This is a genomic window from Bradyrhizobium sp. P3_C3 (assembly GCF_056402655.1).
This window is the reverse complement of sequence record NZ_JBFUGY010000005.1, coordinates 213,494-236,144: the sequence shown is the minus strand read 5'-3', so window position 1 is coordinate 236,144 and position 22,651 is coordinate 213,494. Positions and strand designations below refer to the sequence as shown.

Annotated in this window: 19 protein-coding genes; 15 read left to right on the top strand and 4 right to left on the bottom strand. The window is 64.6% G+C overall.

Annotated features, from left to right (window positions below; all coding sequences use genetic code 11):
• Positions 1-52 precede the first annotated feature (52 nt).
• From AC1DW2_RS08610 to AC1DW2_RS08590, 5 genes are all read left to right on the top strand, one after another.
• Complete coding sequence (locus AC1DW2_RS08610; protein ID WP_014496835.1) at positions 53-277, top strand: LapA family protein; 225 nt, start codon at positions 53-55, stop codon at positions 275-277.
• A gap of 113 nt (positions 278-390) precedes the next feature.
• Positions 391-1,602, top strand: a complete 1,212-nt coding sequence (locus AC1DW2_RS08605) for an ABC transporter substrate-binding protein (RefSeq protein ID WP_477005722.1) — start codon at positions 391-393, stop codon at positions 1,600-1,602.
• A 214-nt stretch (positions 1,603-1,816) separates the two neighbouring features.
• On the top strand, positions 1,817-3,031 hold the full coding sequence (locus AC1DW2_RS08600) for an acyl-CoA dehydrogenase family protein (protein ID WP_477005721.1): 1,215 nt from the start codon (positions 1,817-1,819) through the stop codon (positions 3,029-3,031).
• 325 nt (positions 3,032-3,356) lie between these two features.
• Entirely contained in the window at positions 3,357-4,811 is a 1,455-nt protein-coding gene (locus AC1DW2_RS08595; RefSeq protein ID WP_477005720.1) for a hypothetical protein, read from the top strand.
• Between the two features lie 95 nt (positions 4,812-4,906).
• Positions 4,907-5,416 carry a P-loop nucleotide/nucleoside kinase family protein gene (locus tag AC1DW2_RS08590; RefSeq protein ID WP_477005719.1) on the top strand — a complete coding sequence of 170 codons (510 nt, stop codon included), beginning with the start codon at positions 4,907-4,909 and terminating at the stop codon, positions 5,414-5,416.
• Between the two features lie 33 nt (positions 5,417-5,449).
• Here the strand turns inward: AC1DW2_RS08590 and AC1DW2_RS08585 are convergent, their stop codons facing one another.
• Entirely contained in the window at positions 5,450-5,821 is a 372-nt protein-coding gene (locus AC1DW2_RS08585; RefSeq protein WP_477005718.1) for a hypothetical protein, read from the bottom strand.
• A gap of 250 nt (positions 5,822-6,071) precedes the next feature.
• Positions 6,072-7,811, bottom strand: coding sequence for a methyl-accepting chemotaxis protein (locus tag AC1DW2_RS08580; RefSeq protein WP_477005717.1), 1,740 nt, complete (start codon positions 7,809-7,811; stop codon positions 6,072-6,074).
• A 291-nt stretch (positions 7,812-8,102) separates the two neighbouring features.
• Between AC1DW2_RS08580 and AC1DW2_RS08575 the strand changes: the two genes are divergently transcribed.
• The 4 genes from AC1DW2_RS08575 (at position 8,103) to AC1DW2_RS08560 (ending at position 14,587) form a co-directional block, all read left to right on the top strand.
• On the top strand, positions 8,103-9,485 hold the full coding sequence (locus tag AC1DW2_RS08575) for an ethanolamine ammonia-lyase subunit EutB (RefSeq protein WP_208085708.1): 1,383 nt from the start codon (positions 8,103-8,105) through the stop codon (positions 9,483-9,485).
• Between the two features lie 152 nt (positions 9,486-9,637).
• Positions 9,638-11,224, top strand: coding sequence for a B12-binding domain-containing radical SAM protein (locus AC1DW2_RS08570; RefSeq protein ID WP_477005716.1), 1,587 nt, complete (start codon positions 9,638-9,640; stop codon positions 11,222-11,224).
• A 6-nt stretch (positions 11,225-11,230) separates the two neighbouring features.
• The gene (gene eutC, locus AC1DW2_RS08565) at positions 11,231-12,013 is read left to right on the top strand and encodes an ethanolamine ammonia-lyase subunit EutC (RefSeq protein ID WP_477005715.1); all 783 of its coding nucleotides are present in this window, start codon (positions 11,231-11,233) and stop codon (positions 12,011-12,013) included.
• A gap of 207 nt (positions 12,014-12,220) precedes the next feature.
• Complete coding sequence (locus AC1DW2_RS08560; protein WP_247308264.1) at positions 12,221-14,587, top strand: efflux RND transporter permease subunit; 2,367 nt, start codon at positions 12,221-12,223, stop codon at positions 14,585-14,587.
• Positions 14,588-14,615: 28 nt separating this feature from the next.
• Here AC1DW2_RS08560 and AC1DW2_RS08555 read toward each other — a convergent pair whose 3' ends face one another.
• Together AC1DW2_RS08555 and AC1DW2_RS08550 are read right to left on the bottom strand one after the other, a co-directional pair.
• On the bottom strand, positions 14,616-15,449 hold the full coding sequence (locus AC1DW2_RS08555; protein WP_477005714.1) for a hypothetical protein: 834 nt from the start codon (positions 15,447-15,449) through the stop codon (positions 14,616-14,618).
• Between the two features lie 75 nt (positions 15,450-15,524).
• On the bottom strand, positions 15,525-16,022 hold the full coding sequence (locus AC1DW2_RS08550) for a hypothetical protein (RefSeq protein ID WP_028146949.1): 498 nt from the start codon (positions 16,020-16,022) through the stop codon (positions 15,525-15,527).
• Positions 16,023-16,479: 457 nt separating this feature from the next.
• Here AC1DW2_RS08550 and AC1DW2_RS08545 point away from each other — a divergent pair, with 457 nt between their 5' ends.
• The 6 genes from AC1DW2_RS08545 to AC1DW2_RS08520 all read left to right on the top strand — a co-directional run bounded on the left by AC1DW2_RS08545 (position 16,480) and on the right by AC1DW2_RS08520 (position 22,641).
• Positions 16,480-16,713: a hypothetical protein gene (locus AC1DW2_RS08545; protein WP_028143219.1), complete on the top strand. Its 234-nt coding sequence runs from the start codon at positions 16,480-16,482 to the stop codon at positions 16,711-16,713.
• A 193-nt stretch (positions 16,714-16,906) separates the two neighbouring features.
• Complete coding sequence (gene hpnC / locus AC1DW2_RS08540) at positions 16,907-17,791, top strand: squalene synthase HpnC (protein WP_477005713.1); 885 nt, start codon at positions 16,907-16,909, stop codon at positions 17,789-17,791.
• On the top strand, positions 17,781-18,620 hold the full coding sequence (gene hpnD, locus AC1DW2_RS08535; RefSeq protein ID WP_477005712.1) for a presqualene diphosphate synthase HpnD: 840 nt from the start codon (positions 17,781-17,783) through the stop codon (positions 18,618-18,620). The genes hpnC and hpnD overlap by 11 nt, the downstream gene beginning before the upstream one ends.
• The gene (gene hpnE / locus AC1DW2_RS08530) at positions 18,620-19,876 is read left to right on the top strand and encodes a hydroxysqualene dehydroxylase HpnE (RefSeq protein WP_085403887.1); all 1,257 of its coding nucleotides are present in this window, start codon (positions 18,620-18,622) and stop codon (positions 19,874-19,876) included. Before hpnD ends, hpnE begins: the two co-directional genes overlap by 1 nt.
• Positions 19,877-19,927: 51 nt before the next feature.
• Positions 19,928-21,895: a squalene--hopene cyclase gene (gene shc / locus AC1DW2_RS08525; protein ID WP_477005711.1), complete on the top strand. Its 1,968-nt coding sequence runs from the start codon at positions 19,928-19,930 to the stop codon at positions 21,893-21,895.
• Positions 21,892-22,641 (top strand): phosphorylase, encoded by a 750-nt coding sequence (locus AC1DW2_RS08520; RefSeq protein WP_071915696.1) that lies wholly within the window; start codon positions 21,892-21,894, stop codon positions 22,639-22,641. The genes shc and AC1DW2_RS08520 overlap by 4 nt, the downstream gene beginning before the upstream one ends.
• Positions 22,642-22,651: the final 10 nt, after the last annotated feature.

The following is a 22,651-nucleotide window of genomic DNA, read 5'->3' as shown; positions in this document are numbered from 1 at the left end:
ATGACGGTTCATCCAGATTTCATCGCGCGTCGGGCGACGCTGAGGGATTGTCATGCGCTGGTTTCATCTCGCCGTGATCGTGTTTTTCGCCGCAGCGACCATCGTCTTCGCCGTGCAGAATCTCGACACGGTCACGATCTCCTTCTTCAAGATGAATCTCAGTCTGCCGCTCGCGCTCCAAACCCTCGTTGTCTATCTCGTTGGAGCCGCGACCGGCGGCAGCCTGTTCGCCCTGCTGCGGCGTTCATACGCAGGTTCGAAACGAGACGTCGAATGAACCAGCAACTCGACGCAAGACCATCTTGCGGAACTCCGCTGATCTGACGTGCTGGCAAAAAGCAGCACGCCGCGCGGTCGCCTCGCGTGGACGATCATCACCGGGGAGAAACCATGAGAGCCGCTTTGGTCCTGGCCGCAGCGCTGGCTGCCGCCTGCCTGTCCACGCCCGTCTCCGCGCAAAAGTCCTACGGTCCCGGTGTCAGTGACACCGAGATCAAGATCGGCAACACCATGCCTTATAGCGGCCCCGCATCGCCGCTCGGCATCACCGGCAGGGTCATTTCGGCCTATTTCGACGAGGTCAACGAGAAGGGTGGCGTCAACGGCCGCAAGCTCAACCTGTTGTCGCTCGACGACGCGTTCTCGCCGCCGAAGACCATGGAAGCCGCGCGACGCTTGGTCGAGGGCGACGGCGTCGCCTTCATCTTCGCGACCATGGGCACGGCGCCGAGCTCGGCGATCGCAAAATACCTCAACAGCAACAAGGTGCCGCAGCTGTTCCTGATCAGCTCGGCCTCGAAGTGGAACGATCCCGCCAATATGCCGTGGTCGATGGCGCTGCCCTGGGCACCGAACTACACCAGCGAGGCCGCGATCGACATCGCCTATGCCCGCGCCAAGAACCCGAACGCGCGCTTTGCGGTGCTCTATCAGAACGACGACGCCGGCAAGGAATATTTTCGCGGCGTCAAGGAAGCGCTTGGTGCCGACGCCGACAAGGCGCTCGCGATGGCCTCGAGCTTCGAGGTCACCGATCCCACCGTCGATTCCCAGGTGCTGACGCTGGCCAACACCAAGGCCGACGTCTTCATGATCTATTCGGTGACGCCGCGCGCCTGCGCGCAGGCGATCCGCAAGGCCCATGAAGTCGGCTGGCAGCCGACGCGCTTCCTCGCCTCCGGCTGCGCCAACAAGGCAACCGTCATGGTCCCTGCGGGCCTCGATGCCGGCAAGGGCGTGCTGTCGCTCGGCTCGCTCAAGCCGTTTGTCGAGCAGCCGAAGGACGATCCGGCGATGACGGCCTATATCGAGTTCATGAAGAAGCGCCTGCCCAATGCCGATATCAACAACGTCGCCGGCCTCTACGGCTACACCGTCGCCGAGGCGCTGGTCGTCCTGCTCAAGCAGTGCAAGGACAATTTGACGCGAGAGAACATCATGGCGCAGGCGGCGAACCTCAAGAACGTGCCGCTGTCGCTGTTGATGCCCGGCATCACGCTCAACACCACGCCGCAGGATTTCCGCCCCATCAAGGACGGCTACATGCTCCAGTTCGACGGCAACGACTGGATCGTGGCGAGCGAACTGCTGCGCGGGACGTGAGGCGTAACTGGTCGACCGGCCGCACGAACGGTGCACCCTCTCCCCTTGCGGGAGWGGGTGGATCGCCGCGGAGCGGCGAGCCGGGTGAGGGGTCTCTCTCCGCGAGTCGTCTCTACATTTGAACTCGCGGATACAACCCCTCATCCGGCGCTTCGCGCCACCTCTCCCACAAGGGGAGAAGGGAAGAGCTAAGCGCAGCGAATAGGAGACCACCATGGACTTTCAACACTCTGCCCGTTCGCTGGAGCTGCAGGAGCGCGTTCGCCAGTTCATGCGGACGCAAGTCGAGCCGGTCGAGGAGCTCTATTACGAGCAGGTGAAGCCGGAAGCCGCGCGTTACAAGACGCCGCAGGTGCTGCAGGACTTGAAGCGGTTGGCGCGCGAGCAGGGGCTTTGGAACCTGTTCCTCTCCGGCGAGCACGGTCCAGGCCTGACCAATCTCGAATACGCCCCCGTGAAAGAGATCATGGGCCGCATCCTCTGGGCGCCCGAAGTCTTCAACTGTTCGGCGCCCGATGTTGGCAACATGGAGGTGCTGGCAAATTACGGCACGCCGGCGCAGCAGGAGCGTTGGCTGAAGCCGCTGCTGGAGGGGCGCATCCGCTCCGGCTTTTCGATGACGGAGCCGCAGGTCGCCTCCAGCGATGCCACCAACATCCAGTGCGAGATCAAGCGCGACGGCGGCGACTACGTCATCAACGGCCGCAAATGGTTCACGTCAGGCGCGATGAACGAGGATTGCGAGATCCTGATCGTGATGGGCAAGACCGCGCCCGACGATCCCGACCGCCATCGCCAGCAATCCATGATCCTGGTGCCGAAGGCGACGCCCGGCGTACGCATCGTCCGCGATATGCTGACCTACGGCTACGACGACGCGCCGGTCGGCCATCCCGAGATCGTCTACGAGAATGTCCGTGTGCCGGCCGAGAACATCCTGCTCGGCGAGGGCCGCGGCTTCGAGATCGCGCAAGGCCGGCTCGGCCCCGGCCGCATCCACCACTGCATGCGCCTGATCGGCTGCGCCCAGCGCGCGCTCGAATTGATGTGCCGGCGATCCGTGTCGCGCACAGCCTTCGGCAAGCCGCTCGCAGACCAGGGCTCGGTGCGCGAGGACATCGCCAACTCCTTCTGCGAGATCGCGCAGGCGCGGCTGCTCACTTTGCAAGCTGCCGACAAGATGGACCGCGAAGGCAACAAGTCAGCGCGCGACCTGATCGCCGCCGCCAAGATCGTGGTGCCCAGCATGGCCGCCCGCGTCATCGACCGCGCCATCCAGATCCACGGCGCCGCCGGCGTCTCGCAGGACACCTTCCTCGCCCGCGCCTATGTCTACGCCCGCTTCATCCGCATCGGCGACGGCCCCGACCAGGTGCACCTTGCAGCGGTCGGCAAGGAGCTGATCAAGCGCGGCGGAGTGATGGGGTAGGGCCTGACCCTCTCCAGGAGCGCGTGCACCTTGATGTGGGATGAACGCTCATAGCGGCGCGCAGGATGCCGCGCGCAACCCCGGCGTCTCGTCATTCGACCTGACATTTAACCATGAAACGGCACTGTTTCAGGTCGTTACCGCATTGTTTCAGATCATTGTAGCACAATAGTAACGACTCTCGATTGAAAGTGGCGCTGAGTACGCGCTGCGGCAGGTTCGCGCACGGGTGAGAGAGAACAGACCGCTTCCGTTCGAGGAGAGGGCCTTTGCCGGCGTCAAAAGAGGCGGTCACGCCCCTGGCCATGTCAGGAAGCACGTTAGCATGAGCTACCGCTGGATCATCGTGTCGGCGATCCTGCTGATGGCCTTGCTCGTTCAAATGCCTGTCGTTCTCAACGCGGATTTGAGCTGCCTGCTGACCGAAGGCGAGAAAGTTCTCGATGGCGGAAAGCTCGGCGTCGACGTCTTCGAACTGAATCCGCCGCTGTCGGTCTATTTGTACATGCCGGCGTTGCAGCTTGCGCGCATCACCGGCATTGCCCCCGAGATCATCGTGATCATCCTGGTGATGATCGAGATCGTTGCCGCACTCGTCATCATCGATCGCGCCGCTGCGGCGGCAAAGCTGGAAGCCGACGAGAGGAGCATTACGGCGTGCGTGCTCGCATTCCTGTTCGCAATTTTTCCCAGCGCCGTATTCGGACAGCGTGAACACATCGCCGTCATTGCGATGACGCCTTTCGTCGCCATCGCTGCGATCCGCTGGCGCGGGCTTGCGCCCGGACCGGTTGCGATCCTGGCGGGACTGGGTGCCGGGTTGGGCATGAGCCTCAAGCCCTACCTTACCCTCGTGGTCGGCCTGCCGATCATCCTCTGCGTCCTCCGTCAACGCTCCATCAGACCCTTGTTCACCCCCGAAGCGTGTGCGGCCGCTGCTGTCGTCATCGGCTACGGAGCGGTGCTCGCCATCTTCTTTCCGGCTTATCTGTTGACCTTCGCCCCGATGGTCACTGCCGCTTATGTGCCATTGAGGATGGATTTCAGCGATCTGCTTTTTTTCCCGGCCGTTATGCTGGTCGCTTCCGTCGGCCTCGTGCGCCTGTTGGCGCCGCAGGACTTCAAATGGGAAGGCGGCGCAACGCCGTGGCTGGCCGCAGCGGTTGGCGGAGCGGCGAGTTTCATCATCCAGGGCAAGGGCTGGACCTACACGGCATTTGCGCTTTGCATGTTTGCGAGTGCCGCGCCATTGCTGCAGGCTCGCACGAAGACGTTGCGCCTGCCTGTCATGATCTGCGCCCTTGCTGCGATTGTGTGCATCGGCTCCCGTCTGTCCCTTCAGGTGCGGCCGTTCCCGCCACTGGAGGGGCGTATCCTGGCCCTTGCAAAGCATCCGCGGCTGATCACGATCGGCGATCACGTCGCTCTCGGGCATCCGCTCGTCCGTCAGATCAATGCGACCTGGGCGGGCAACACGTGTGGGCAGGCGTTGGCGGCCGGCTCAATGCTCCAACAGAAGAGCTCGCAACTGCCTGAGGGGGAGCGAGCGAAACTGGACGGCATCATCAATTTCGAGCGGCGGCTGCTGTTGGCGGACCTGCGAGCCGGTCGTCCGAATGTGATTCTCGTGGATACCTATCTGCTGAGCTCAATGCCGTTCGATTGGCTGGCCTGGGCCAATTCGGATCCCGACCTCAAGGCGGAGTTGAGCCGTTATCGTGAAGTCGCGGATGCCGACGGCCGCGTTCGCATATTGGTCGATCCATCCGGCTCGGAATGATAGTCCCGTCTCGCTCGATGTGAGCTGTCGATGGCAGTGCTTGGTGGCCGACGTCACGTCCCTAAGGGGCCGGTCCAACGCAATTCGGGTGTGCAATGGCGAGACTCATCACGCTTGCTGGTTTGCCGGGGGTCGGCAAGTCAAGCATTGCCCGGGTTCTGGCGCGGCGTACCGGAGCCGTCTGGCTGCGGATCGATTCGATGGATCAAGCGATCTGGGCATCCGGTACCGCGCCGGCTGATCTGCTGGACTGGACCTATCGCGCCGCTCAGGCCGTCGCGACAGACAACCTCGCCCTCGGCCTGGACGTGATTGCCGACTGCGTCAATGATTGCGAGGAGGCGCGGGAAGGCTGGCAAATCGCCGCGCGAAAGGCTGGCGCCGAGATCGTCTGGATCGAGGTGGCGTGCAGCGATGCCGACGAGCACCGACGCAGGATTGAGACGAGATCGACCGACATTGCCGGGCTGTCGTTGCCGGGCTGGAATGCGGTCGTCGGCCGAGCCTACGCTCCGTGGGAGCGCGATCATTTTACGGTCGACACAGCACGGCGCAGTCTCGAGGAGTGCGTGGAAGAAGCGCTCGGCCTGCTTTACCGTCGGTAGCAGCTTCCGGCGCCTCCTTCCGCAAACACAAGTCTACTGAAGCTGACCCAGCTCATCCATGGCGATGATGAAGCCAACGAATGCAAGCAATCCCAGAAACAACACAATGGAATAGAGAAACTCTCGCGTGAACGTCGCGCGAAACATCGTCTCCAGGGAGAAAATTGACGCTCCGGGCCTGAGAGCCTTTCGGTACATTTGCTCCTGCAAGAAGGAGCCGTAAGCCACTGCCGCAAATACGATTGCGGTCACAACAGCGATGATCCTGGCTCGTCCCTCTCCTGTGATCCCTAGGTAGGCAAAACACGAGAACAGGATGATCAGAACGACAATTTGGGCCTTCCGCATGTTGAGTTTCGCCGGCTCCAGGCCATTCAAATTGACGATCGACTTTAGCGTGCGCAATTGAAGCCGCGCAGGTAACCCAGGCGTCCGGCTTCCATGACGCCTGACGCCGCCACGATGACATCATGCCAGTGTTTTGCCCGACGAGTCAAAGCGATTTCGTAAAATCAGCAATCATCCGAGCGCGAAGCCAAGCCATTGATATCGCTGGCCCCGGTTACTGTGCATGGGGTTGTTTTTCAGTTTTTGGTTCTGGCAGGCCCGCCGCCGGCCTCATGGCGCCGGGGTGCGCCTGATCATTTCGCCTTCATCATCCCGCTTTGGCGATACGGCTGTCCGCCGCTCCCGAACGCAGGTTCTGGAAGAACTTTTCCACCTCCCGCGACAGCGTGTCCGCCGTCTCCGTCAGGCTGCTCGCCGCCGTCAGCACGGAGGCTGCCGCCGTGTCCGTCTCGCCGATGGCGTCGCGCAGCGAGGTGATGTTGGCGACCAGGGTCTCGTTGCCCTGCGCGGCCGATTGGGCGTTGGACGAGATCTCGCGCGTGGCGGCGTCCTGCTGGCCGATGGCGCCGGCGATTGCCGAGGTGACGTCGTTGATCTCGCGCACGGCGCCGCCGATCTCGCGCACGACATCGACCGCGTTGCGGGTGGACGCCTGGATCATCGAGACGTTCTCGCCGATCTCGGCGGTCGCCTTGGCGGTCTGACCCGCCAGCGCCTTCACCTCGTGCGCGACGACGGCAAAGCCGCGGCCGGCGTCACCGGCGCGCGCGGCTTCGATGGTGGCGTTGAGCGCGAGCAGATTGGTCTGCTCGGCGATGGCCTGGATCAGGTTGAGCACGCCGTCGATGCGCTGGGTGGCGGCCGCGAGGCTTTCGATCTCGGAGATCGATTTTTCGGTGCGCTGGCCGGTCTGCTCGACCGCGCCTGCGGACTGCCGGACCTGGCGGCCGATCTCCACCACCGACGCGGACAGCTCCTCGGCCGCGCCTGCCACCGCCGTGACGTTGTGCGAGGCCTGCTCGGTGGCGTTCGCCGCGGTGCCGGCGCGGCTGTTGGCATCCGCTGTGACGCGGGTGATGGTCTGTGCCGTCTCGCGCATGACGGAGGCGTTGTCGCTGAGGCCGCGCATGATCGCGCCGATCGCCTCGCGAAACGCGTCGACGGATTGCTCGATGTGGCGGGCGCGCTGCTCGCGCGCGGCGGAGTCCTGCGAGACCTGCGAGGCGAGATTGCGGTTGCGGCCCATCGCGTCCTGGAAGATCTGGATGGCGCGTGCCAGCGCGCCGATCTCGTCGGCGCGGTCAGAGTGCGGCACCACGACATTCTCGGCGCCGTCCGCGACCTGCTCGATGGTCGCGGTGATGGCGGAGAGGGGGCGGGCGATCGAGCGGGCGATGATGACGATGCCGATCACGACGAGGGCCAGCGCCACGCCGCCGAGGCAGGTCAGCACGAAGGAGAGGGTGCGATTGGTCTCGGTCTCGTGCGCGATCTGCCTGGCGCGCTCGGCATAAACCTTGGACAGCGCCTCGAGATCCTTGTTCAGCGCCGAGCGCACGGCGCGATTGGCGTCGTTGTCGCCCCATTCGCGGCCCGCGGCCGCATTGATCTCGACGCCGCGGCGCACCAACTCCTTGCGGAATTCGACGAACTGCTCGATGCGCTTCTTGAAGGTGGCGAACTGCTCGGCATCGTCGGCTTTGACGATGGTCTCCCAGCGCTTCACGACGTCGAGGATCTGGGCGTTGAACTTGAGCAGGCCTTCGCCGTATTTCTTCACGACGGCCGGTTCGGTCGACATGTAGACGCCGCGCGATTCCATCACGACCGCGTAGACCAGCGAGTTGACCCGCTCGACATTGAGCGCTGCGGCGTTCGCCGTCTCGATCGCGCTCGTCAACTCGGCGCTGCGGCGGCTGTTGTAGTCGGACAGCAGCGCGATCGCCGCCGTGAGCAGCGCGAACAGCGCGAAGATCGCGTAGAGCTTGATCGCAAGCGTGAAACGGCCTGCCACCCCCGTGGCATTCCCAGAACGGTCGGTTGTCATGCTTTTCAGAGGCCCCAATGGCCGGCAGTGGCCGGAGAGCGCGGTCGTATAAAATTGATGCAAAACTATGCAGAATGAAGATGGACGCCGTCTTAACGCCGTGGTCCGGCCCCTTCGTCCTTAGTCGAAAGAAAGGTCAGCTATTTCAGCCGCTTGGTCCCATTGCCTCGATTTCCGCCGGGCCGGCCCGGGATTCGCCCGCAATGCCCCAAACGTCGGCGTGCACGCCGGCCGCCAAGCGCGTATTCGATTTTGAGTCGGCCACTGGCCGATGAACCCCGGAGGGGCCCTTTGGTCTACCGCCACACCATCGACGCCACGACCTACACATTCCCGGACCTGCGCGACCTGCTCGCCAAGGCGACGCCGCCGCGCTCCGGCGACCGGCTGGCCGGGATTGCCGCCGCAAGTGCCGAGCAGATGATCGCGGCGCGGATGGCGCTCGCCGACGTCCCGCTCGGGCAGTTCTTGCAGGAAGCGGTCATCCCGTACGAAGCCGACGAGGTCACCCGCCTCGTCATCGACAGCCACGATGCCAGGGCATTCGCGCCGGTGGCTTCGCTGACGGTCGGCGCCTTTCGCGACTGGCTGCTGTCGGACGCGGCGACATCCGAGGTTTTGCGCAGGCTGGCAGGCGGCATCACCCCGGAAATGGCGGCCGCGGTCTCAAAGCTGATGCGCAACCAGGACCTGATCCTGGCGGCGCGGAAATGCGAGGTCACCACCGCCTTTCGCAACACCATTGGCCTGAAGGGGCGGATGAGCACGCGGCTTCAGCCCAACCATCCCTTCGACGACGCCAGGGGCATCACCGCCTCGATCCTCGACGGCATCCTGTTAGGGGCCGGCGATGCCTGCATCGGCATCAATCCGGCCAGCGACGATCCCGCTGTCATCGCGCAATTGCTGCGGCTGCTGGACGAGATCATCGCGCGGCTGAAGATCCCGACGCAAGCTTGCGTGCTGACCCATGTCACGACGACGCTCTCGCTGATCGGGCAGGGCGTGCCGGTCGACCTCGTCTTCCAGTCGGTCGCCGGCACCGAGGCCGCCAACCGCAGCTTTGGCGTCGACCTCGCGCTCCTGAAGGAGGCGCAGCAGGCCGGCCTGTCGCAGAAGCGCGGCACGGTCGGCGAGAACGTGATGTATTTCGAGACCGGCCAGGGCTCGGCGCTGTCGGCGGGCGCCCATCACGGCGTCGACCAGCAGACCTGCGAGGCGCGGGCCTATGCGGTCGCCCGCGCCTTTGCGCCATTGCTGGTCAACAGCGTGGTCGGCTTCATCGGCCCGGAATACCTCTACGACGGCAAGGAAATCATCCGCGCCGGGCTGGAGGATCATTTTTGCGGCAAGCTGCTCGGCCTGCCGCTCGGGATCGACATCTGCTACACCAACCATGCCGAGGCGGACCAGGACGACATGGACAATCTGCTGACGCTGCTGGCGGCCGCCGGCGTCACCTTCATCATGGGTGTCCCCGGGGCCGACGACGTCATGCTGAACTACCAGTCGACGTCTTTTCACGACGCGCTCTATGTCCGCGACGTCTTCGGCCTGCGCCGCGCGCCGGAATTCGACGACTGGCTGGTGCAGTCGGGGATCGCGGGCGCCGATTTCCGTCTTGCCGGCGACGCAGGCCTGCTGCCCGATTTTGCCTCACGGCTGATCGCGTGACGCGGCGGGAGCGCCCGGCGGCTTGAGGAAACCATTGGTCCCTCTCGGAATTATGGTCCTGCCACAATATTGAGAAATTCCGGCGACAGCATTACGCTATGTGTCTGGCTGGCAATTTCCGCAGCTATGTCGACCGTGGCGGGGGAGCTTTGATGCGAGCTGAAAGTAACGGTACGGCCCGGCGGATTCTGTGCGTGTTTCCGCGGTACACTTCGTCGTTCGGGACGTTCGAGCATTCCTATCCATTGACCGACGGCGTCTGCGCCTTCATGCCCCCGCAGGGGCTTTTGCTGCTCGCGGCCTATCTGCCCGAGGAGTGGGAGGTCAAGTTCGTCGACGAGAATCTCCGTCGCGCGACCGAGGAAGAGTTCGCCTGGGCGGAGGCGGTCTTCGTCAGCGGCATGCACATCCAGCGCCAGCAGATGAACGACATCTGCCGCCGCGCCCATGAATTCGATCTTCCGGTCGCGCTCGGCGGTCCCTCCGTCAGCGCCTGCCCGGACTATTATCCGTCCTTCGACTATCTCCATGTCGGCGAACTCGGCGACGCCACCAATCGGCTGATCGAGATTTTGGCGCGCGACACGTCGCGTCCCGGGGAGCAGGTGGTGCTCACCACCAAGGACCGCGTGCCGATGACGGAGTTTCCGATCCCGGCCTACGAACTCGCCGACGTGAAAAAATACTTCCTCGGCAGCATCCAATATTCCAGCGGCTGCCCCTATCAGTGCGAGTTCTGCGACATCCCCGGCCTCTACGGCCGCAATCCGCGCCTCAAGTCGCCCGAGCAGATCATCGCCGAGCTCGACCGCCTGCGCGAATGCGGGATGACCGACACGGTCTATTTCGTTGACGACAATTTCATCGGCAACCGCAAGGCGGCGATGGACCTGCTGCCGCATCTGATCGAATGGCAGAAGCGGACCGGCTATGTGGTGCGGCTCGCCTGCGAGGCGACGCTCAACATCGCCAAGCGGCCCGAGATCCTCGAGAAGATGCGCGAGGCCTATTTCATCACCATCTTCTGCGGCATCGAGACGCCCGATCCCGACGCGCTGAAGGCGATGCACAAGGACCACAACATGATGGTCCCGATCCTCGAGGGCGTGCAAACGATCAACTCCTACGGCATGGAGGTCGTGTCCGGCATCATCATGGGGCTCGACACCGACAAGCCGAACACTTCGGAGGCGCTGCTGGCCTTCGTCGAGGAGTCCCGGATTCCGCTGCTCACCATCAACCTGCTCCAGGCGCTGCCGAAGACGCCGCTGTGGGACCGTCTGGAGCGCGAGGGACGCCTGATCGAGGATGACGGCCGCGATTCCAACGTCGACTTCCTGTTGCCCTATGACGAGGTCGTCGCATCCTGGAAGCACGCCATGGGCGTCGCCTACGAGCCCGAGAAGGTCTACGCGCGCTTCCAGTATCAATGCGACAACGTCTATGTGCACCGCCTGAAGATACCGACGCCGGACGAGATGAAGACCTGGCCCAACATCCGGCGCGGTCTCGTGATGCTGCGCAACATCTTCTGGAAGGTCGGTGTGCTCGGCGACTACAGGCGCGTGTTCTGGAAGTTTGCGCTCGGGCGCATCAAGTGCGGCGACCTCGAAGGGCTGATCGGCTGCACCTTGATCGCGCACCATCTCATCACCTTCGCGCGCGCGGCCTCCAGCGGCAAGCAGAACGCCTCGAACTATTCGCTGCGGCTGCGCGAGGCCTCCGTTCCCGCCGAATGACGCGACATGTCTGATCCGGCCGTCCCGCGCCGCCCGACCCTCGATCTGCGGTCGCTGACGCCTGCGCGCGTCGCGCTCGGCCGCAGCGGCGCGAGCGTGCCGACAAGGGCCTTGCTCGATTTCACGCTGGATCATGCCCGCGCCCGCGATGCCGTGCATGCATTGTTCGACGCGCCGCGTCTGGTTGCCGATCTCCGCGCGCTCGGCCTCGTCGTCACCGAGGTGCGGAGCCACGCGGTCGAGCGCAGGGACTATTTGCGGCGGCCGGATCTGGGACGACAGCTCGATGCCGGTTCAGCGGAGCTTCTGGCGCGAAGTGCCGCAGAGCCATGCCAGCTCGCGGTCGTGATCGGCGACGGCCTGTCGGCGGCTGCGGTCCACGCCCATGCGGTGGCGCTGGTGTCTCACCTGCTGCCGCTGCTCGCGGAAGGGGACGACGTCGCGATCGGACATGTCGTTGTCGCCTCAGGCGCGCGCGTCGCGCTCGGCGACGAGATCGGCGCCATTCTCGGTGCGCGCATGGTGGTGACGCTGATCGGCGAGCGGCCGGGCCTGTCCGCGCCCGACAGCCTCGGCGCCTATCTGACCTTCGCACCGAAGCCGGGCCGCACCGATGCCGAGCGCAATTGCGTCTCGAACGTCCACAAGGCCGGGTTGAGCCATGACGAGGCCGCCTTCAAAATCGCCTGGCTTGTTCGCGAGGGGCTGGCGCGGGAGGCCACCGGCGTGGCGCTGAAAGACGAGAGCGGCGATCCTCCCGCTCGAATCGGGACGATCCGGCCGGAATGACCGGTATCAAGGGTCGAAATCGCCGCATGTTGATCCAATTTGTGCGCTTGCGCGCGCTTGCGAGAGGGCGTTTGGACCTGCTAAACCCCTCGCGGCGATTTTCCGCGCATTTTCAAAGGGCAAGCCTCCCATCTCTATGGCATTTTCAAGCCGTTCGCGGGACGCAATAAGCTCACAGACCCGAGCCGATTAGGAACTGGACAAGGCATGCTCGAAAAGCACCGCGAGAATGAGGTTCATGTCGACAAGGTCGAGCAGGGACCGACGTCCTCGATCGCCTTCGGGCTCGAGCGCATCGGGCTGATTGCCGTCCGGGCGCCGATCGTCTCCTGCATCGTTCTGCTCGCGCTGATCGTCGGTGCCGTGTTCGGCATTCACCGGATCAAGATCGACGATTCGCTGTCCCAGCTGTTCCGGTCCAACACGCCGGAATTCCGCCAGTATGAAGCGGTGACAAAGAAGTTCCCGGCCGAGGAATTCGACGTCCTCGTCGTGGTCGAAGGCAAGACCCTCCTGGCGCGGAATAACCTCGAGAAGCTGCGCGACTTCGTCACCGACATGCAGCTGGTCGAAGGCACGCGTGGCCTGGTCTCGCTGTTCTCGGCGCGGCAGGCGCCGGCGCCGGGCAGGCTGCCGGCGGCGCTGTTCCCGCCCGAACTGCCCGAGGGCGCGGCCTATGACAAGTTCATCGAGACCGTCAAGAACAACGAGATCATCCGCGGCAAGCTGTTGTCGGACGACGGCACGCTGGCGCTGATCGTGCTCTCGCTCGATCCGGAGGTGGTCGCCTCCAGCAAGCTGACCAAGACCGTCGGCGACATCCGGGCGCTGATGAAGGAAGACCTCGGCAATACCGGCCTCAACGTGCAGCTCTCCGGCGTGCCGGTGATGCAGCTCGAGATCCGCAACGCGGTCGAGCGTGACGGGCTGACCTATAACATCCTCGGCATCCTCGCCGGCTGCGTTATCGCCATCATCTTCTTCCGCAAGATCTCGTTCATGGTCGCGGCGGCGTTCCCGCCGATGATTGCGATCCTGCTGGCGCTCGGTGCGCTCGGCTGGGCCAATTTCAATCTCAACATGTTCCTGAACGTGATGACGCCGCTCATCATGGTGATCAGCTTCTCGGACTCGATGCAGTTGACGTTCGCTGCGCGCGACCGGCTGATCGCAGGCCAGGACAAGTTCACCGCGTTCAAGAACGCGGTGCTGGTGGTGGGACCGGCCTGCGTGCTGACGCACGGCACCGCCGGCATTTCCTTCATCGCGCTCCAGTTCTCCGACTCCGACCTGATCCGCAAGTTCGGCGAGGCGGGCTTGGCCGCCACCATCATCGCGCTGGTCGCGGTGTTGTCGCTGGTGCCGGTGTTCGGCGTGCTGCTGGTGCGCAACGAGAAAGTCTTTGCTTCCAAGTTCCAGAGCGCGGATGCCGGCGTCCAGGCGCTGCGCAATTTCTGCTACTGGATCGCGGTCCGCATGGTGGGTCGTCCCGGCCTGTTCAGCCTGATTGCGGTGTTGTTCGTCGCGGGCCTCGGCGTCATCTACGCCAATCTGGAGCCGCGCTACCGGCTCGCCGACCAGGTGCCGGACAAGCGCCAGGCCGTCGCCGCCAGCGACCGGCTCGATGCCAAGCTCACCGGTGCCAATCCGGTCAACGTGCTGGTCCAGTTCCCCAAGGGTGAGACGCTCTATTCGCCGGAGACGCTCCAGACCATCGCGGACGTGCATGCGACCGTCGAGAAAGCCGCCGGTGTCGGCAACGTCTGGTCGCTCGAGACCCTGCGCCGCTGGCTCGCGGACAAGGCCGGCAGCGCCGACGTCGCGACGCTGAAGGAATATGTCAACGTCATCCCCGAGCATCTGGTCCGGCGCTTCATCGACGCCGAGCAGGACGCCGTCGTGGTCGCAGGCCGCGTGCCGGACAAGGATTCCAGCCAGCTGCTACCGATCGTCGACAAGCTCGATTCCGAACTTGACGCCGTCCGCAAGAAGCACCCCGGCTACGAGATCGCGGTAACGGGTCTTGCCGCGATTGCCGCGCGCAATTCGGCCGGCATGATCGAGAAGCTCAACCGCGGCCTCACCGTCGAATTCGCGCTGGTCGCGATCTTCATCGGCCTTGCCTTCCGCTCCTGGGTCGTGATGTTCGCCTGTATCCTGCCGGGCATCTTCCCCGTGGTGATGTCGGGAACGGTGCTGTGGGCAATGGGCGAGGGGCTGCAATTTGCCAGTGTCGTGGCGCTGACCGTTTCGTTCGGCCTGGGCTTAAGCGCGACGATCCACTTCCTCAATCGCCTCAGGCTGGAGAGCAAGCCGGGCGTCGGTTCGGCGCTCGCGGTGGAGCGCGCAACCGTGCTGGTCGGCCCGGCATTGATCCTGACCACGCTGGTGCTGGCCTGCGGTCTCGTCGTCACCGTGTTCTCCGACCTGCCGTCGCTGCGGCTGTTCGGCTGGCTCAGCGCCTTCTCGATGGTGATGGCGCTCGTCGCCGACCTCTTCATCCTGCGGCCGACGGCGATGTGGCTGATCAACCTGCACGCCAAGCTTCAGGGCCCCGACAAGCCCGCGATCTGAGCGGGCGGCGGCATACGCCGCCCCTTGCTCACGCCTCGACCCGGACGATCCCGTACGGATTGAACTTGAAATCGTCCTCGGCGTAGTCCTGCTCCCGCGAGAACGTAAGCTTGCGATCGCGGAGCGTCGCTTCGATGCCGCGCTCGGCCATGGCGTTGGCAAGCTCCTCCATGAGCATCACCGCCGGCCATTCGTTGCCGCGCGATTTCGCGACATAGACCTCCGGCAAGCCGACGAGGTGATAGCCGACGGTCTCGTAATAGCGATCGCCGCCGAGCGGACGCTTGGCGAAAGCAAGACGACACGCCTTGGCGACGGCGAGGGTCATGCCAAGGCCCTGACTGGTCTTTGCGCCCTTGCGTGCCTGATCGCCGAGACTGCGCCACCGCTCGAGGCCGTGGGCAACGCCGGCGCTTTCGCCCTTCACGGCGGTGGCGCCAGCCTCGATCATCTCCTCGACGATGCGCAAGGCCGCCGCCGAAAAGGCGACTGCTTTCTGCTGCTCCAGCGGCGGGCTCAGCAAATAGAGCACCGCCTTGTGGTTGGCCACGGCCGCTTCGTCCGCGGCAGACCAGGCTTTCGGGAAGACGCGGTCCCAGCATACGCCGAACGACCGCTCCATGTGCGGATCGGGCTTGGCTTGCGAATAGGTGCGGTCGATCTCGAAGTTGAAATCCGCGATCGTCTTGGCCACCGCCTTCGGCGGGTGCAGCAGGCTCTCGTCCTTGCCGAGGAAGCAGAGCACGTGACGTGGTTTCACCGACGAAGGCTGCATGCTCGTACCCTGCTGGTCATTGGCGAAGGCGCGACTGGCCACGAAGAGCCCGGCGGCCTTGAGCAGATGTCTGCGAATTGGGTCCATGTCCGCAACAATGTCAGCAAAAAGCCCCCGGCTCGCGAGAACCGGGGGCGTGTTCCTTATCCGCTGGGAAGGGCGTCAGCCCTTCGTCATCGTGATGTTGACGCCGCGGATCTCGCCCTTCGAGCTGATCTGCACCGTCTGCTTGGTGCCGTTGGTGCGCAGCGACAGGTTGGCGGCGAAGCCGTTGGCCTCGACGAACACCTCGATCTGGCCGCCGCCGGCGGTGCCCTGGAGATTGCCGAAGATGTTGCGGTTGGTCTCGCTCCAGTTGCCGGAGATTCGCTCGCCCTGGCTCGTCACGTCGCTGGTGAGGTCGAACTTGTAGCTGTCGGACGCGCAGTGAAGGGCCTGCTTGAGGCTGAGACCGGTGCCGGCGACCTTGTAGTCAGCCTTGCAGCGGATGCGCTCGGTGCTGCCATCGGACAGCGACACCGTGCCGGTGCCGCTCCACGCACCGTCGAAACCTGCAAACGGTCCGGACGACTGAGCATGGCTTGCCGAGACTGAGAAGAGCAGCGCAGCCCCGATGCCGGCCGCCTTGATTGCCTGTCCAGATCGCCCAAAGAATTGCATTTTGAATATCCCGTTTTCGAACGACGTTCGCTTAGGATGAACGTCTCGCCACATCGAAAGTTTAGTGTTCCGAGCCTGTGTCTGGTTCAAAGCCTGGCAGCCGGGGACGGCGGTTCACGACGTCGTCGCGCCAGGTCAGGCTGCGCGATTCTCTCTGTTTCGGTGTGTTTCTGGCGGCAAAAGCAGGGCGGAGAGATGCAGCTCTGCAACAGGTGCGCATCAAAACGCGGTGTGCCAGAATTATGACGTAGTATCAATCTCTTACATCTGCCAATGAAGAGCGAGGGAAGACCTGATTTGGTGGCTGTGGCGCCAATTTGGCCGCATTTGCCAGTGCTTGTGCCTTCTCCGAGGCCGCACGTTCCGCGGCGACTTGCCATCAGAACAATCCGTTCCGGTCGTCCGCCCTGTGCTGTCCGGGATCGGTGCGGTTCTGCCGTCAGAATGAAGGAATACAATGCGTAAGCTTCTCGTCGCTCTCACCCTGCTGTCGGCCTCCCTTTCGACGGCGGCATTCGCCCAGGCAGGACGCGGCACGGATGCCGAACAGAAGGCCTGCACGCGCGATGTGCAGAAGTTCTGCCGTCCGGTCATCGACCAGGGCGATTTCACCATCCTGGCCTGCCTCAAGGAGAACCGGGCCAAGATCTCGCAGGCCTGCGACCAGGTCCTGAAGACCCACAACCAGTAAGCTCGGCCACTGGCCCACCAAGGGCGGCCCTGGGGCCGCCTTTTCGGGCCGGATCCGGAAGGGCAGCCATCGAGAGACAGGATTGGTTTTGCGGCCGTATTCCCCTATATGGGGGCCGCGGCGGCATCGTCGGCATGAGCCCGCGCGAGCGAAAAAAGCCCTTCCTGTCCAAACGATAGTAAACCAGCCCTCGATGACCTCTGCGAGCGAATTGCGATCCGGCAAGGGTGACCGCGACGAGAATTTTCCCGTCGCGTCCTGGATCATTCATCCGCGCCATCGCGCGCTGATCCTGGCGTACTACAATTTCGTCCGCACCGCCGACGACATCGCGGATCACGCGACGCTGCCTCCCGACCAGAAACTCGCTTATCTCGACCTGCTCGAGGCGGAACTGCTCGGCGAGGGCGACACCCAGGCCGAAGCCGTCATTCTGCGGCGGGCGCTGGCCGAGCGAGGCATGGCGCCGCGCCACGCGCTCGACGTGCTCATCGCGTTCCGCATGGACGTGACCAAGCTGCGCTACGAAAACTGGGACGAGGTCATCCACTATTGCCGCTACTCGGCGATGCCGGTCGGCCGTTTCATGCTCGACGTCCACGGCGAGAGCACGTCAACCTGGGCGGCCTCGGACGCGCTCTGCGCAGGCCTCCAGATCAACAACCACCTCCAGGATTGCGGCAAGGATTTTCGCGAGCTCAATCGCGTCTATCTGCCGCGCGACGCGCTGGCCGCGAGTGGCGCGTCGGTCGAGCAGCTCGGGCTGACGCAGTCGCCGCCGGCGATGCTGGCCTGCCTTCAGGCGCTCGCCGTGCGCAATGCAGCCCTGCTCGACGAGGGCAGGTCGCTCAGCGTGGAGATCCGCGATTTCCGCCTCGGCGTCGACGTCGCGGTGATCCAGGCTTATGCCGATCGCATCGTGCGCCTGTTGAAGGTGCGCGATCCCCTGCGCGAGCGCGTGCATCTGAACAAGTTCGAGCTTCTCACTTTCAGCCTCGCCGGCATGATCGGCGAAGTCGGCCGCCGCGCGATCGGACGCAAGGCCATTTCCAGACCGGGGACTGCACATGACGCTTGAGGCGACCTCGCCCAGCGCCAATTACGGCTCGACCGCATCGAACAGCTCCTTCTACGCTGCGATGCGCATCCTGCCGCATGACCAGCGCGAAGCGATGTTCCAGATCTACAGCTTCTGCCGCCAGGTCGACGACATCGCCGATTCCGACGGCCCGCGCGACGAGCGGCTCGCCGCGCTTCAGGAGTGGCGCAACGACATCGACGCGCTCTATCAGGGCCATCCGCCGCCGCGGCTGAAGGACTACGTCGCCTCGGTGAAGACCTTCGGCCTCAAGCGCGAGGATTTCCTTGCGATCGTCGACGGCATGGAGATGGACGTGCCGCAGGACATCCGCGCGCCCGACATGACGACGCTCGATCTCTACTGCGATCGCGTCGCCAGCGCCGTGGGGCGGCTGTCGGTGCGGGTGTTCGGCCTGCCCGAGGAAGACGGCGTCCAGCTCGCCTACCATCTCGGCCGCGCGCTCCAGCTCACCAACATCCTGCGCGACATCGACGAGGACGCTGGCCTCGGCCGGCTCTATCTGCCGCGCGAGGCGCTGCTGCATGCCGGCATCACCTCCAACGACCCGAACCGCGTGATCACCGAGCGCGCGCTGCCGAAGGTCTGCCAGCCGCTGACGCAGCGTGCGAAGGCGCATTTCGAGAAGTCTGACGAGATCATGAACCGCAACAAGCGCCGCGCCGTGCGCGCGCCGCGGATCATGTCGAAATACTACCATTCCATTCTGGACCTCCTGATCGCACGCGGCTTCAACGCGCCGCGCGAGCCGGTGCGTGTGTCGAAGGTCACGCGCATCCTGATCCTGCTCCGTTACGCTTTCATCTGATGCAAAAGACAGCTCACATCATCGGTGCTGGAATTTCCGGCCTCTCCGCCGCCGTGCGGCTCGCCAATGCCGGCTTCAAGGTCGCCGTGCACGAGGCGACGCACCAGGCCGGCGGCCGCTGCCGTTCCTATTTCGACGGCGCCACCAATCTCACCATCGACAACGGCAATCATCTGCTGCTGTCGGGCAACAGCCATGCGCGCGCCTATGCGCGCTCGATCGGCACCGAGGCGGGCCTCGTCGGCCCCGAGCGCGCGCAGTTTCCGTTCGTCGACATCAAGACCGGGCAGCGCTGGCAGATCGATCTCGGCGATGGCCGGCTGCCGACCTGGGTGCTCGACGAGAGCCGCCGCGTTCCCGACACCGGGCTCAGCGATTATCTCAAGCTGGCGCCGCTGATCTGGGCGTCGGAGGAGACGTTGGTCGGCAAGTCCATTCCCTGCGAAGGCATCCTGTATCAGCGGCTGGTGCAGCCGCTGCTGCTTGCAGCGCTCAACGTCGATCCGCCCGAGGGCTCGGCCGGGCTTGCCGGCGCGATCGTGCGCGAGACGTTGCTTGCTGGCGGACAGGCGTGCCGGCCGCTGATTGCGCGCGACGGCTTGAGCGCCGTGCTGATCGAGCCTGCCGTGAAGTTCTTGCAGGAGCGCGGCCACACCGTTCAGCTCGGCCATGAGCTGCGTTCGTTTACGACCGGTGACGGCAAGGCCAGTGCGCTGAATTTCGGCGGCGAGGATGTGATCCAGCTCGGTGAGGGCGATGTCGTCGTGATGGCAGTGCCGCCGCGCGCCGCCGCGAGCCTGCTGCCCGGGCTGAAGACGCCGACCGAATTCCGCGCCATCGTGAACGCGCATTTCCGCTTTGAACCGCCGCCCGGTTCGGCGCCGATCCTCGGCGTGATCGGCGGCGTCGTGGAATGGCTGTTCGCGTTCCCGAACCGGCTCTCCGTGACCATCAGCAATGGCGACCGCCTGGTCGACATGCCGCGCGAGGAACTCGCGCAGGCGATCTGGAACGACGTCTGCAAGGCGGGCGGGGTGTCCGGCGAGCTGCCCCCCTGGCAGATCGTTCGCGAGCGCCGTGCCACATTTGCGGCCACACCGGCCCAGAATGCCCTGCGTCCGGGGCCGGCGACAGCGCTGAAAAACCTGTTTCTTGCCGGCGACTGGACTGCTACGGGATTGCCTGCAACCATCGAGGGATCGGTACGGTCTGGTGATCGCGCCGCCGATCTGGTTTTGGCCGCAAAGCGGCCCTGACGGGCATTGTCCCGGTCAAACTTCAATCGACTATCGGAGCAATCGAGCGACATGGATGCCGTGAACGCGACCAGCCGCGAAGCCTTGGAATCGGGCGTCCTGGAATCGAGCATTGCGTCGGCGACGCAAGGCGTTCTCGGCTTCCAGCAATCCGACGGCCATTGGGTGTTCGAGCTCGAGGCCGACTGCACGATTCCGGCCGAATACGTCCTGCTGCGCCATTACCTCGCAGAGCCCGTGGACGCCGTGCTCGAGGCCAAGATCGGCAATTATCTCCGCCGCGTACAGGGCGCCCATGGCGGCTGGCCGCTGGTRCATGACGGCGAGTTCGACATGAGCGCGAGCGTGAAGTCCTACTTCGCGCTCAAGATGATCGGCGATTCCGTCGACGCCCCGCACATGGTGCGTGCGCGCGAGGCGATCCATGCCCGCGGCGGCGCGATCCACAGCAACGTCTTCACGCGCTTCCTGCTTGCGATGTTCGGCGTGGTGACCTGGCGCGCGGTGCCGGTGCTGCCGATCGAGATCGTGCTGCTGCCGTTCTGGTCGCCGTTCCACATCAACAAGATTTCCTACTGGGCCCGCACCACCATGGTGCCGCTGATGGTTCTTGCCGCGCTGAAGCCGCTGGCGAAGAATCCCAAGGGCGTCGGGATCGACGAGCTGTTTCTCCAGGATCCGCGCTCGATCGGCATGACCGCGAAGGCGCCGCACCAGAGCATGGCCTGGTTCGTGCTGTTTCGTGCACTCGACGGCATTCTGCGCGTGATCGAGCCGATGTTTCCGAAGAGCCTGCGGCAGCGCGCGATCGATGCGGCGCTCGCCTTCACCGAGGAGCGGCTCAACGGCGAGGACGGCATGGGCGCGATCTATCCGCCGATGGCCAACATCGTCATGATGTATGACGCGCTCGGCAAGGACGAGAATTATCCGCCGCGCGCGGTCACGCGCCGGGGCATCGACAAGCTGCTCGTGTTCAACGGCGACGAGGCCTATTGCCAGCCCTGCGTCTCGCCGGTGTGGGACACGACGCTGACCGCCCACGCGCTGCTGGAAGCCGGCGGTGACATAGCCGTGCCTGCGGCCAAGCAGGGCCTCGACTGGCTGATCCCGAAGCAGGAGCTCGAGGTGAAGGGCGACTGGGCGGTGAAGCGGCCCGACGTACGCCCGGGCGGCTGGGCCTTCCAGTACAACAATGCCCATTATCCCGATCTCGACGACACCGCGGTGGTGGTGATGTCGATGGACCGCATGCGACGGGAGCACGGTGCGACCGGCTATGACGCCGCGATCGACCGCGGCCGGGAGTGGATCGAGGGCATGCAGAGCGACGACGGCGGCTGGGCCGCCTTCGACGTCAACAACCTCGAATACTATCTGAACAACATCCCGTTCTCGGACCATGGCGCGCTGCTCGATCCGCCGACCGAGGACGTCACCGCGCGCTGCGTCTCCATGCTGGCCCAGCTCGGCGAGACCGAGAAGTCCAGCAAGCATGTGGCCGACGGGGTCGCCTACCTCAGGAAGACCCAGCACCCGGAGGGGTCCTGGTACGGCCGCTGGGGCATGAACTTCATCTACGGAACCTGGTCGGTGCTCTGTGCCCTCAACATGGCCGGCGTCCGCCATAACGACCCGATGATTCGGAAAGCCGCCGACTGGCTGGCCTCGATCCAGAACAAGGACGGCGGCTGGGGCGAGGACGCCGTCAGCTACCGTCTCGACTACAAGGGCTGGGAGGCGTCTCCCTCGACCGCCTCGCAAACGGCATGGGCCTTGCTTGCCCTGATGGCTGCTGGCGAGGTTGATCACCCGGCCGTCGCCCGCGGGGTGGAGTACCTGATTGCAACACAGAACAAAAAAGGACTGTGGGACGAGCAGCGGTACACCGCCACAGGCTTTCCTCGTGTATTCTATCTGCGTTATCACGGTTACCCGAAGTTCTTCCCGCTGTGGGCGTTGGCGCGGTATCGGAACTTGCGGAACACCAACAGCAGGGTGGTAGGGGTCGGGATGTGACTTTGGGGACGGGGGACTATCTGACCGTGGGTAATGCCATCGACCCGCGGCCGATATTGATCGTGACTGGGCTGGTTCAGGAGGCCCGTATCGCGGCTGGGCCCGGAATGGCGGTCATTTGCTCGTCGAGCAGCCCGACCCAGTTGCGGGCGCTGCTGACGGTGGTGGATCCCGAGACGATTCGCGGCGTGATCTCGTTCGGCGTGGCCGGCGGGCTCGACCCGACGCTGCGCTCCGGCGACGTCGTGCTGGCGACCGAGGTGCTCTCCGGCGATACCCGCTGGGCCGCGGGCCTGTCGCTCGGCGACGACCTGATCGACCGCCTGACGTCGGGCCGCCGCCGCGTGGTGCGCGGCAGCCTTGCCGGCGCCGAGGAGGTGGTCACGAAGCGGTCCTGCAAGGCGGCGCTGCATTCGGAAACCGGCGCCTCTGCCGTCGACATGGAGAGCCACATCGCGGCCGCCTACGCCGCCGAGGCGGGGCTGCCCTTTGCCGCGGTCCGCGTCATCAGCGATCCCGCCCATCGCGCGCTGCCGGCGCTCGCCCGCGCCGCCATCAAGCCGAACGGCCAGATCGATCTCGCCGCCGTGTTCCGTGGCATCGTGCGCAATCCGACCACGCTGCATGCGCTGGTCTCGACCGGCATCGACTTCAACCGCGCGCTGCGTAGCTTGCGCGGCTGCCGCGACTATTTGATCGGCACCGAGCTCGTCGACAGCGAGGCCTTGGTCTCAAAGGCGGCCTGACCTCTTGATG